A 12151-nucleotide genomic window follows, 5' to 3' on the forward strand; every position below is an offset into this window, starting at 1 on the left:
CATTCCAAAGCGTTTTTTTATTTAAGATTCTGAGAAAACAATGCTGAAAAGTTGGTCGTATTTATCACCAAGTTTTCGCTTCAACCGCTGCCGTGACTTTTTCACCGCATCCTGGGTAATTCCCAGCAGTGCGGATATTTCCGACGAACTGAAACCCATTTTCTGGAGAAGAATAATCCTGAGATTTGCGTTTGTAATTTCTGGAAATTCGGTTTTCAGCGTTTGATAAAAATTGGGATATTCTTTCTGAAATTCGCGGCGGAACATCTGCCAGTTTTCTTCAGTCATTAAATGCGAATCCAAGATCTCATGCAGCCTGCCGCTCTCTTCTTCAATGTGAGAGGATGCAGAATTTTTTATCTCCTCGATTTCCGCAGTTAGCTGTTTGATATGATAATTTTTGGTTTTGAGATACTCAATTTGTGCATGCAGCGTTTTTTGCGCTTGTAAAAGTTTTTCTTCGTACCTGTTTTTTTCCAGTTCATGTTCCTTTATTTTTGCATCGTAAATTTGCTGTCTTTTACGCTCTTTTCTTTTCGAATGAAAAAAATTGAAAGTCAGTAGAAATGCGACAAGAACTGCTATAAGTACTGCTGTTTTTGCAATGAGAGATTCCTTCTGTAAGTCTTCATCCACTTTCTGCATCTGCAGCTGATACTTTGCTTTTTGCGCCATAAGATTTGCGTGAATAAGCGGCAAAGCACCATCGGTAAGTTTAAGTGAATCTTCCAGAACTTTCATTTTTCTTCTGGCTGCAAGCTCTTCTCCAGTTCTGTTCTGCTTGCTGTAAATATCAAGTTTAAGCTTAATGATTTCAAGTTCATTATTCTGATAATACGGTTTGGTCTGGGCAATTGCTTCTGCCTTATCCGCAGCCGACTCTGCTTTTTTCCATTGTTGATCTTTTAAGAAAACTTTTGCTAGCACCGTGTAAGCAAACATCGTATTCTGGTCAGTTCCTAATTTTTCGGATATGGCAATGTCTTTTTCCAAGAGCTGAACCGCCTCTTTAAAATTTCCCTGTGTCTCCCGGATACGGCCAATATTACCGAGTGTTTTGGCGTAGCGGATGTCATCTTTAATAATTTTTGCAGTAACTGATGCCTGTACAAAATATTTTTCAGCATTTTTATAATCATTAGATGCAAAATAATATTGCCCGATGTTGTCTAAAATTTCGGCAAATTCTGAAGTGTTACCTATTGTATGTTGCAAAGCTCTCCGGAGATAAATAATCGCCTCAGCGTTATCACCGATTGTTCCCATATAATAACCGATTCTCTTAAAAGAACTGGCGGGAAAAATCATCTCGCCGGGCGAAATACTCTCAATATGCCTTATTGCATTCAAATAAACAGGCAGCGCTTTGGTCATTTCACGGTAATTATAAAGACATTCGGCATAACACAGTTGAGTCCAAATAAGCAATGCAGGATCTTTCAGTTTATTTGCTTTTTTAATAGAACTCTCAAAATGCTTTTCAGCCGTAGGGGTAAATCCATCAAAAAGCTCTGCATATGCTTTTCCCATCAATGCTTGGTAAAGCACTTGATCTTTCATGAATTTACTTGTCTTTAATGGTTGAAGTATCTTACTAAAAGCTGCAGTGTCCCGCTGTGAAATTGCTTCTGAAGTTTTACTTTGCCACAGCTTTATGTCATTTTCGAAAGACCGGGGATCCACCGGCTGCGCCAAAAAATAAAACTTATTCAGAAAAAAAAGAAAAAAAAGGAGATAAAAGTTTTTCATTCAGCGGATATCGGTGATCGTTAAAGGTTAGTCTAAATAAGCAACTGGTAAGGGTTGAGGATTTATAAACGTATAAATCTATTAAAAAAAAGTCACAATTCAATCGCTTATTACGTTTTACATAATAAAATTAGGGTGTTTTAACCATATAAGTATTAAAAAGTATAAATATATTTGCAATAACACAAAAACACAACATGATGAAATTAAATTTAGTGCCAGGGTTCCTGGTCGCTTGTGCATTCTGCTATGCGCAGATTGGCATCGGCTCGAACGTCACCACTTTCGATGATTCGGAAGTTCTGAAAATTGTTTCTGCCAATAAAGGTGTCCTTCTCCCAAATGTCTTTATCCCTGATCTCAACAGCGCCGCACCCGTAGTGAATCCCGCTAATTCGCTTGTGGTGTACAATACGAACGCCAGTACGGGAAAAGGATTTTACTTTTGGAAAGACAATAAATGGAACCCATCTTTGGATACGGCAAACATTTATAAATATTTAGGAATAGTCCGTTCCGAGTCGGCAGTTTCTACAGGTGGAGTTAATGACGGTACACCGATAACTGGCGTATCCTACACTATGGGTGAGGCACCCTCTGTTCATGATTTTCAACTTATTCCTGGTTTATCAAAGGCGATTTCGATTTACTCTCCTCAAAATACAATTTCGGTTTCCGGAAGTGGTATTGTACAGGTAAATTCGGCGGCCTCAGAGAACACCTTTATGTCGTATTCAATTGCACTTTTTGTGGATTCTCAGTTAGCCGGTGTGCGAAACTTTATTATTAACGGTAATGAAAACTGTTTGTACAATGATTTCAATGTTTATTTTAACATTAACAATCTGGGCGTTGGGAATCATCTGATTGAGTTGAGAGAAACATTAAGGGTAACTGAGGTGGCAACCCAAAGCATCACCTTTGGATCTAAACATTCCGCATGCAACAACCTTAGTCCATTAATGGACAAGTCGATCATGACCGTACAAACTTCTGAAAAACCGTAAAAATTTACTATGAAAAATCTATATTTACTAATGCTGATCATGGCATCATACACGTTTTTCGCACAGGTAGGAATTAATACCAGAACTCCACATCCATCTGCAAGTTTAGACATTCGTTCAAGCAATAAAGGTGTTTCTTTTCCTCAGGTTTCATTACAAAACAGAAATGACGTCTCGACAATACCCAATCCTAAAGAATCACTCATCATCTATAATACCAACAATGCAATCGGTGGAAAAGAAGGATTTTATTATTGGAATCAAACAAAATGGGAATATTTGTTTACCGACATTAATCAGGAAAGCCTGATGAATCAAATGAAATACTATTCATCTAATTCATCAACGGCTTTTACATTCACCAGAACTTCTCCTAATCAATTCTTAGGGCATCTGGCCCATGTTCCAGGTGAAACATTAAATACAGCCCAATGGACCGTTATACCAGGTCTTACAAAGTCTATTGTGATTGACAGAACTCAAAATGATTTATTGCTTAATATTAATGGTATGTATCAGGCAAGCAATACCTCCGCTAACAATACCGGTGGGGTTTCCTCGACTATCGGCTTTTTTGTTGATGATAAACTTATAGATGTTAAACCCCTCTATCTTGATTTTCAGTCAGCATGTTCATACAGACAGTTTATGATATATAGTATTGCGAAAAATTTAAGTCCAGGTAATCACACGGTGAAATTTGCGATACGGAATATTTCAGCACCTAACATCAGCGGACTAACAGTGACCTACGGTGCGCCAAATAGTTCATGCAGTTCATTAACCGGTTTCGAATCAGCAATGAGCAGTACCATTACAATCAATCAACCTTATTCTTTTTAGTTATGAAAATTTTAACCCTCATATTTACCTATTGCCTGATGAGTTTTATAAAAATAAATGCACAGGTTCTCATTGCCACAAATACCTCAATTGTAAATGCTCCGGATCCTAGCGCGGTTCTACATATTGCAGATGATAAAAGAGGAGTTCTCTTTCCCGCTGTTGCCCTTAGCAGCAGTAGCGATATTGTTACAGTACCTACCCCTGTACAAGGCTTACTCGTACAAAACACCACGACCAACAAACTCAATTTCTGGGATCAGGGAAAGTGGAACAAAACCTTTGAAATTGCAGATGGCTTGGCCATTATCAAGCAAACCGAAAACACTTCCGGCAACTCAACAGCAAGTACTACCATCAGTAATTTCCCTTCTACCATGCCGCTATTTTCGCTGAATAGCAATACAACTGGATGGACAAATTTAAATGCTACGACTACCATTACCATCACAAAAACAACAAATACCAATCTTATTATTGCTGAGGGGATGGCTCAAATTAATAATGCGAGCGACACCAATCAAAAATTTCAGTTTGCCGTTGGTGTATTTGTAAATGGCCAGCTAAAGCTAGCCAATAAATACACTTCATCGGGAAGAGATTTTGTTTGTGACTGGAAAAAATTTAATCTTGCCGGCGTATTTAATGACTTGCCTATTGGAACACATACTGTATCGATTTACGGTAGAAATCTACCAGCAATTACAACTGGATATAACTCAATAACATATGGGGGCAACACCAGCAACTGTTCAAATATCAACAATGATATGGGAAGAATTTTTGTCACAGCACAGGTAACTCAATAAAATGAAGAGAGAGAATAAATCAATTTTGGATGAAAATACATTCAACAAATAACTCATAATCAATATATTAAACATTATTATGTTATTTGTCCCCTATTTGTCCCCCCTATAATTTATGCTTTAAAGGCTCACCTTTATATATTTGCAATACTTTATACGGAGCATCACAGTTATCAACTGAACAACAACACAAATGCTGGAAAGAAAATTAAGCTCCGAATTATTACTCCTCAGGTTAATGACCTGAGGAGTTTTTATTATAAATTAAATGACCTAAATTTGTTGTTCGTATGTAAATGGATCGATTAAACAATCGATTTATCAACTCAATTCGCTCACAATGAAAAAATTATTTTCAATATTTCTTATTACCGTTTTTCTCTCGGTTTCCGCACAGGACAAACCTGCTTTCTGGAACGAAATACAAGAATTTAAAACACTCAACGTAAAAGCGCCGCCACCAAAAAATGCAATTCTCTTGTTAGGCAGTTCTTCTTTCACCATGTGGAAAGATGTGGATCGCTATTTTCCCGAGCATATATTAATTAACCGGGGTTTTGGAGGTTCGAGTTTGTATGACTTAAATTTTTATTCAGATGAACTTTTAGCACCTTACGCTCCCCGGCAAATTATAATTTACTGTGGAGAAAACGATTTCGCAGGCAACGAAAACCTGAAACCTAAAGAAGTCTTCAACCGATACAAAAATTTCTACTCAGAAATACGCAAATATTATCCAAATATTCCGGTGGCTTATGTATCGATTAAATTATCACCCAGCAGAAAAAATCTCTGGCCAAAATTTATTGCTACCAACGCAATGATTAAAAAGTTTATGGACCGAAAACCTAACGCTGAATATATTGATATCACTAAAGCGATGAACGGCCCCAACGGAAAAGTACGTGAAGATTTATTTCTGGAAGACATGCTCCACATGAAAGCCGAAGGTTACCAAATCTGGCAAAAAGAAATGGCTCCTTATCTCAGGAAGCCATAAATTAAAAACGCGTCTGCTTTAGAAATCTGCAGAAAACAGCATTTATTTTTTCTTTTTTGCCTTAGCTTTCGCTTTTTGCTGGCCACGGTTTACCCCTTTTGTTTTAGGAGGATTTCTTTTCGTAGGTCCGCCCCAGTTTTCTTTTTTGTTTTTGTCTTTTTTCTCGTGGAATGCGCCGCCGCCTGGTTCAATCTTTACGGTATGTGCATTTTTCATCACGATTTCATCTTTTTCCGAAGGAATTTTCACGGGGTTAATTTTCACTTCTGAAGGAAATTCCTTAACCACAACAGATTTATCCATCAGCAATTCGATGTCAAGAAGAAGAGTTTCTTCTTTTTTAGTCACAAATGATACCGAAATTCCATTTTTATCCGCTCTACCCGTACGCCCGATTCGATGAATATACTGTTCCGGAATTTCGGGAATTTCAAAATTAATCACATGCGTAATATCCGAAATATCAAGACCTCTCGCCATAATATCAGTAGTAATTAACCCACGGATTTCCTGATTTTCGAAGCTTCTCATCGCGTTGAGACGATAATTCTGAGATTTATTGGAGTGAATTACATCAAACTCATCAGGGAAAAGTTCTTCAATCTTCGTATAAAGATAATCGGCGTGTTTTTTATTGTTACAGAAAATCAACACTTTAGAAAAATCTTTGTCAGTATTAAGTAAATGTTCTAAAAGATTAATTTTCGTATTGAAATTCTCCACTTTATAGGCCAGCTGTTCTATTTTTTCAAGCGGAGTTCCGGATTTTGCAAGAGAAATTTCCACAGGATTTGCAAAATATTCATCCAATACTTCGTCTACCGCTTCCGTCATTGTCGCGGAAAAAAGAATATTCTGTCTTTTTTCTCTCATCATCGTAAAAATATTCGCCAGCTGAGATTTAAAACCAAGATTCAGCATCTCATCAAATTCATCAACGATAAGCTTCTGAACTTCCTTCAGAGAGATGGCATTATCAATCGCCAAATCCATGATGCGGCCCGGTGTCCCGATTAAAATATCGCACCCTCCATCGAACAGAAGTTTTTGGGTTTTGATGTTTACACCGCCATAAATTCCAATTACCCGGGCAGTTATATTTTGCGTAAGATTTTTGGTAATTTCAGTTACCTGCACCACCAGTTCTCTGGTAGGAACAAGGATTACTATGGTTGGATTTCCGTTTTTGTTGTATTTCCAGGTTTTTAAAACGGGCAGTAAATAAGCCAGCGTTTTTCCGGTTCCGGTTTGGGCAATACCCATCACATCGCGGCCTGAAAGTATAGGTTTTAGAGACTTTTCCTGAATCGGTGTCGGTTCAAATAAATTTGAATCTGCTAATACATTAAGAATTTTTTCCGGCAATTCGAAATCGGCAAAAGTGATTTTTTCCATTTTGCAAAGATATGTTTTTTAGAGGATTAAATTATTTTGTAATTTGGATGGATGAAAAAGTATATTTTCTTACTCTCATTTTTTCTTTTTTCGTGTTCTGATAAAAAGGAAAAAAGTACTGAAATTTTAACTCCGGAATCTAACACTACTGAAATCACAGAACCGCTTCCGCAGGCTGAAAATGCTGCACTAACTACATGGATAAGCTATTACAGAGAAACCAATCCCGATTTCAGTGCTGAAAAATTCGCTGTTACTACTACATCCCCAATCACTTATTACCCAAGTAACGTGAAGGTAATGAATGAAGAAGGTTTTAACGAAATCTACAAGCCGTTTTTCGTTTTCAGTGAAAGTAAAAACCAATATCTGGATTTCGACAGTTACCAATGGAATATTGCTGTGGACGGACGCGCAAGCTTCGAAGCCGATCAGGAAGTTGCATTAGTTGATTATAAAAATAAAAAGGCGCAGCGCATCGCATTTTTTGGTCCTTCCTATTCTGTCGAGGAAGCTTACTGGAAAGGCGATTCTGTTGCTGTTCTTCTGGGTAACTCTTACGAAAAAGTACCTTTTATGATGAAATACAATTTCAAAAAGAAAACCGTTGAAAATTTACAGTATCCCGATACTTTGAAATTCGACATTCCTTATTCCAAAGTAAGACTGCAGAAATTCGGGATTAAAACTGAATAAAAAAACGCACCGGTTAGATGCGTTTCTATTTTCTTATTCCCATTCGATGGTTGCAGGTGGTTTGCTCGAAATATCATAGGCAATTCTGTTGATACCTTTCACTTCGTTAATGATTCTGTTGGATACGTTTTCCAAGAATTCCCAAGGGAATTTACTGAATGTTGCTGTCATGAAATCCGTCGTATTAGCAGACCGAACGACTGCAGTATATTCGTAAGTTCTTTCGTCGCCCATCACTCCGACAGATTTTACGGGAAGCAAAACCACAAACGCCTGAGAAACAGTTTCGTACAAATTATTCTTGTAGAGTTCTTCAATAAAAATATCATCGGCTTCCTGAAGGATTTTCACTTTTTCTTCATCTACTTCACCCAAAATCCTGATTCCTAATCCAGGTCCCGGGAAAGGATGACGATGAACCAAATGATGCGGTATACCAAGCTCCTCGCCTACTTTTCTTACTTCATCTTTAAATAATTCTCTCAAAGGTTCAAGCAATTCAAAATCCATTTCTTCGGGAAGTCCGCCCACATTGTGATGCGATTTAATTACTGCTGAAGGACCTTTCACCGACTGGCTTTCAATAACATCAGGATAGATGGTACCTTGAGCGAGAAATTTTGCACCTTCTATTTTGTGAGATTCTTCATCAAAAACATTAACGAACTCGTTCCCGATAATTTTTCGCTTTGCTTCCGGATCCGAAACACCTTTCAATTTGGCCATAAACCGATCTTTCGCATCGATCAATTTGATGTTCAAGTGAAAATGTTCCCCATAATTTTTCATCACTTTTTCAGCTTCATCTTTTCTTAAAAGACCGGTATCCACAAAAATACACTGCAACTGATCGCCGATGGCTTTATTAATTAAAACTGCAGCAACAGAGGAATCTACTCCACCGGAAAGTCCAAGAATCACTTTTTGGTCACCAACTTTTTCTTTGATTTCGGCAACCGTTTTATCGATATAATTGGTGAGTTTCCAGTTTTTGGGAGCTTTACAGATATTGAATACGAAATTATCGATCATTCTTGCTCCTTCTTCCGTGTGGGATACTTCCGGGTGAAACTGAACGCAGTATATTTTCCGTGATTCATCTGAAATGGCGGAAATAACATCGGTCATTCCATTAATATTAAAACCGTCGGGAACTGTTTCCACTTCGTCGAAATGGCTCATCCACACGGTTGAAAACCTGCTAATTCCCGAAAGAAGCGCATTGGATTTTTGGATCTGAAGTTTTGCTTTTCCGTATTCGCCTTTCTCGCCTTTTTTTACTTTACCGCCTAACAAATGGGTGGTAAGCTGCATTCCGTAACAGATTCCCAACACAGGAATTCCTTTTTCAAACAGCGCTTTATCAACCAAATGTGCGTTTTCAGCGTTCACCGAACTTGGTCCGCCAGACAAAATAATTCCAGAGGGATTGCGCGACAAAATTTCGTATAAAGGAGTGTCGAACGGAAGAACTTCAGAATAAACGCCAAGCTCGCGGATTCGTCTGGCGATGAGTTGGTTATATTGTGACCCGAAGTCGAGGATAATGATACCGTTATTCATGTATGATTTTTACTTTTTATGTTTTCCTTTTCGTGTATAAGGAAAGAAAACGTTTTTATGACTTGATTTATTATTTTTCCAGAAAATCCTGACAAACAGATATTTATTTAAAAACCCCCAGGAAATGGTAGAAAAAAAGCGTGATTCTTCACGCCTTTTTCTGTATTAAAATTTACCGATATCGTCTCTGTAGGTTTCGTAATCGAAGCTTACGGTTTTGGCATCTTCGTAAACCAATTTTCTAGCCTCTTCGTAAGAATCTGCTGTTGCCACCAGACTCAGTACACGTCCACCGGAAGTAAGAATTCTGTCGCCTGCCTTTTTAGCGCCTGCGAAAAGAACCTGGCTGTTCTTAACTTTATCCAGGTTTCTTATTTCAAAACCCGTTTCAATTTTTCTTGGATAACCGCCAGAACACATCACGAGGCACACTGCTTTTTCGTCTTTGAATTTCAGTTCTATATCCTTTCCTTCAAGACAGTCATTAATCACATCGAACAGCTTGTTTTCCATGAGTGGCAGGATCACCTGCGTTTCCGGATCGCCCATTCTCATATTATATTCCAGAAGGAACGTTCCGTCTGCAGTAACCATCAAACCAAAGAAAATAAATCCTTTGAAATGAATATTTGCGCTGCTGAAACCCGCCAAAGTTGGTTCAAGAATATTTTTTTCGAAATCTTTGTAGTGTTCGGAAGTAAATTCCGGGCTTGGGGCTACACTTCCCATTCCGCCAGTGTTGGGACCGGTATCTCCGTTTCCTGCTTTCTTATAATCTTTCACCGGGATACACGGAAAGAGTTTTTTTCCGTTTGAAAATGCAATAATCGAAGCTTCGAAACCTTTCAGATATTCTTCGATCACCAACTGAATTCCGGCATCGCCATAAATTCTTTCGATCATAAATTTATGAATGGTGGACTCGGCTTCGGCTAAATTATCAGCGATCACAACTCCTTTTCCGCCTGCAAGTCCGCTGGCTTTAATAACAATCGGAAATTTCTGATTTCTTACATATTCAACCGCATCGTGGTACGCATCAAAAACAACCGCTTTGGCCGTTTTGATGTTATTGGTCTGCATGAATTTCTTAGAAAAAGCTTTACTTCCTTCCAGTTCGGCAGCTCTTTTTTCCGGACCGAAAATTTTAAGGCCATGTTTTTTGAATTCATCTACAATTCCTTCTACCAGTGGAGCTTCGGGACCAACAATCGTAAGATCAATTCTTTCTTTAATTGCAAAATCTCTTAACCCTTCCACACTTTCGTCATATACATTCTGGCCGAGCTGGCCTGTGGTTACCGTGCCTTTGGCAAAGTATAATTTAGATATTCTGCTGTCGTCTTTCAGCTTAAGTGCGAGGGCCGATTCGCGGGCTCCATTTCCTACGATTAATATTTTCATGTGAGTTTACTTAATGTTTGTGTTCTCCAAAATTACTAATTTGAATATGAATTTCAAATTTACCGGAGCGAAAAATTTCTTAATTAACAGTTAAAACCGCGGTTTTAAGTGAGCGGAAGCACCCTGTTTTTTACTTAATGCAAAAAGTGGCGCAATCCTGTAAACATCATCGGAATGCCATGTTCGTTGGCAGCTTCAATGCTTTCTTCATCTCTCATACTTCCGCCTGGCTGAATGATTGCTTTGATACCTTCTTTCGCGCAGAAATCTACCACGTCTCTGAAGGGAAAAAATGCATCAGAAGCTAAAACCAGATCACCGGAAAATTTCTCTTTTGCCCGTTCTACAGCATGTTGCGTTGCCCAGATTCTGTTGACCTGTCCGCCACCAATTCCCAGAGCCTGAATTCCGTTGGAAACTACAATCGCGTTAGATTTCACATATTTTACCACGCGCTGGGCAAATAATAGTGCTTTTTCCTGCTCTGCAGAAGGTTTAAAAACCGTTACCGTTTCTATTTTATCAGAAAACTGGTTATCATTATCCTGAACCAAAATTCCACCATCAATTTTCACCCAGGTTTGTTGATCGGAAACCGGATTTTTAATTTTAATGATTCTCAGGTTCTTTTTCTTTCTTAAAATTTCGAGTGCATCAGCATCAAAATCCGGAGCCATCACAATTTCAAGGAATGTTCTGTTGAGTTCTTCTGCTGTGGCAGCATCCACCTTGAAATTCATCCCGATAATTCCGCCAAAGATGGAAACCGGATCGCATTCGAATGTTTTTGTGTACGTTTCGAGTGCCGAACTTCCCACGGCAACGCCACATGGTGTGGAATGTTTCACCGCACAACAGGCCATTTCTTCTTTGAATTCATTCACCACCTTCCAACATAAATCCATATCGCGAAGGTTGTTGAAAGATAGTTCTTTGCCGCCGAGAATTTCAAAATCTTTCATCGCGCCGTTCTCGGTTGTTGAGGCATAATATGCTGCAGACTGGTGCGGGTTTTCACCGTATCTGAGGTCTGAAACTTTTTTATAGGAAGCATTGAGATATTGCGGATAATCTTCATCGAGCAGCATTTTAGAAATCGCTCCATCGTATGCGGAAGTAAGATTGAACACTTTCCCGGCCAGTTTTTTACGCGTTTCTAAAGTCGTATCGCCGGTTTCGGCAATTTCCTGCTGAACTTTTTCATAATCTTCAACATCGGTAATCACCGTTACAGCATTGAAATTCTTAGCGCCGGATCTCAACATGGAAGGCCCGCCAATATCAATAAACTCAACTTTTTCATCGAGAGAAATATCGGCGTTTGCATTTTCGAAAAATGGATAAAGATTAACAATTACCATATCGATAAGCCCAATACCGTGTTCGTTAACGGTTTTCATGTGCTCTTCGCTGTTGCGGACCGCAAGTAGGCCACCGTGAACTTTTGGGTGAAGTGTTTTTACTCTTCCGTCAAGCATTTCCGGAAATTGTGTAACCTCATCAATCTGAATCGGGTTCAACCCGGCGTCTTTCAGATGTTTGAATGTTCCGCCGGTGGAAATCAGTTCGTAATTTTTTTCTTCTAAAAATTTTGCAAAACCGATGAGTCCGGATTTATCGGAAACAGAGATCAGTGCTCTTTTTTTTGACATTTTTCTTTCTTTTTTACTTTTTATTAGATCTTT

Annotated in this window: 10 protein-coding genes; 5 read left to right on the plus strand and 5 right to left on the minus strand. The window is 38.6% G+C overall.

The window, feature by feature from the left end; translation table 11 throughout:
- Window positions 1-21 precede the first annotated feature (21 nt).
- Window positions 22-1560 (minus strand): tetratricopeptide repeat protein, encoded by a 1539-nt coding sequence (locus CDW55_RS00205; RefSeq protein ID WP_179285880.1) that lies wholly within the window; start codon window positions 1558-1560, stop codon window positions 22-24.
- 386 nt (window positions 1561-1946) lie between these two features.
- On the opposite strand from CDW55_RS00205, the gene CDW55_RS00210 reads away from it, so the two are divergent.
- From CDW55_RS00210 to CDW55_RS00225, 4 genes are all read left to right on the plus strand, one after another.
- Window positions 1947-2756, plus strand: a complete 810-nt coding sequence (locus tag CDW55_RS00210) for a hypothetical protein (RefSeq protein WP_088467737.1) — start codon at window positions 1947-1949, stop codon at window positions 2754-2756.
- A gap of 9 nt (window positions 2757-2765) precedes the next feature.
- A complete protein-coding gene (locus tag CDW55_RS00215; protein ID WP_143332904.1) occupies window positions 2766-3599 on the plus strand; it encodes a hypothetical protein in 834 nt (277 codons plus the stop codon).
- A gap of 2 nt (window positions 3600-3601) precedes the next feature.
- Window positions 3602-4408 carry a hypothetical protein gene (locus tag CDW55_RS00220; RefSeq protein WP_088467739.1) on the plus strand — a complete coding sequence of 269 codons (807 nt, stop codon included), beginning with the start codon at window positions 3602-3604 and terminating at the stop codon, window positions 4406-4408.
- A 340-nt stretch (window positions 4409-4748) separates the two neighbouring features.
- A complete protein-coding gene (locus tag CDW55_RS00225; protein ID WP_088467740.1) occupies window positions 4749-5408 on the plus strand; it encodes a GDSL-type esterase/lipase family protein in 660 nt (219 codons plus the stop codon).
- 42 nt (window positions 5409-5450) lie between these two features.
- On the opposite strand, the gene CDW55_RS00230 is transcribed toward CDW55_RS00225, so the two are convergent.
- Window positions 5451-6803, minus strand: a complete 1353-nt coding sequence (locus CDW55_RS00230) for a DEAD/DEAH box helicase (protein ID WP_088467741.1) — start codon at window positions 6801-6803, stop codon at window positions 5451-5453.
- Window positions 6804-6854: 51 nt separating this feature from the next.
- Here CDW55_RS00230 and CDW55_RS00235 point away from each other — a divergent pair, with 51 nt between their 5' ends.
- On the plus strand, window positions 6855-7499 hold the full coding sequence (locus CDW55_RS00235) for a hypothetical protein (RefSeq protein WP_088467742.1): 645 nt from the start codon (window positions 6855-6857) through the stop codon (window positions 7497-7499).
- A gap of 33 nt (window positions 7500-7532) precedes the next feature.
- Here CDW55_RS00235 and guaA read toward each other — a convergent pair whose 3' ends face one another.
- From guaA to purH, 3 genes are all read right to left on the minus strand, one after another.
- Complete coding sequence (gene guaA, locus CDW55_RS00240) at window positions 7533-9062, minus strand: glutamine-hydrolyzing GMP synthase (protein WP_088467743.1); 1530 nt, start codon at window positions 9060-9062, stop codon at window positions 7533-7535.
- A 165-nt stretch (window positions 9063-9227) separates the two neighbouring features.
- Window positions 9228-10466 carry a phosphoribosylamine--glycine ligase gene (purD, locus tag CDW55_RS00245; protein WP_088467744.1) on the minus strand — a complete coding sequence of 413 codons (1239 nt, stop codon included), beginning with the start codon at window positions 10464-10466 and terminating at the stop codon, window positions 9228-9230.
- A gap of 134 nt (window positions 10467-10600) precedes the next feature.
- Entirely contained in the window at window positions 10601-12118 is a 1518-nt protein-coding gene (gene purH / locus CDW55_RS00250; protein ID WP_088467745.1) for a bifunctional phosphoribosylaminoimidazolecarboxamide formyltransferase/IMP cyclohydrolase, read from the minus strand.
- Window positions 12119-12151 lie beyond the last annotated feature (33 nt).

This window comes from Chryseobacterium sp. VAUSW3, assembly GCF_002205795.1.
In the GTDB taxonomy this organism is placed as follows: domain Bacteria; phylum Bacteroidota; class Bacteroidia; order Flavobacteriales; family Weeksellaceae; genus Kaistella; species Kaistella yananensis.

Coding starts and splice junctions, on each gene's coding strand:
- CDW55_RS00205 (WP_179285880.1), bottom strand. CDS start 1,560: ATGAAAGATCAAGTGCTTTACCAAGCATTGATGGGAAAAGCATATGCA.
- CDW55_RS00210 (WP_088467737.1), top strand. CDS start 1,947: ATGATGAAATTAAATTTAGTGCCAGGGTTCCTGGTCGCTTGTGCATTC.
- CDW55_RS00215 (WP_143332904.1), top strand. CDS start 2,766: ATGAAAAATCTATATTTACTAATGCTGATCATGGCATCATACACGTTT.
- CDW55_RS00220 (WP_088467739.1), top strand. CDS start 3,602: ATGAAAATTTTAACCCTCATATTTACCTATTGCCTGATGAGTTTTATA.
- CDW55_RS00225 (WP_088467740.1), top strand. CDS start 4,749: ATGAAAAAATTATTTTCAATATTTCTTATTACCGTTTTTCTCTCGGTT.
- CDW55_RS00230 (WP_088467741.1), bottom strand. CDS start 6,803: ATGGAAAAAATCACTTTTGCCGATTTCGAATTGCCGGAAAAAATTCTT.
- CDW55_RS00235 (WP_088467742.1), top strand. CDS start 6,855: ATGAAAAAGTATATTTTCTTACTCTCATTTTTTCTTTTTTCGTGTTCT.
- guaA (WP_088467743.1), bottom strand. CDS start 9,062: ATGAATAACGGTATCATTATCCTCGACTTCGGGTCACAATATAACCAA.
- purD (WP_088467744.1), bottom strand. CDS start 10,466: ATGAAAATATTAATCGTAGGAAATGGAGCCCGCGAATCGGCCCTCGCA.
- purH (WP_088467745.1), bottom strand. CDS start 12,118: ATGTCAAAAAAAAGAGCACTGATCTCTGTTTCCGATAAATCCGGACTC.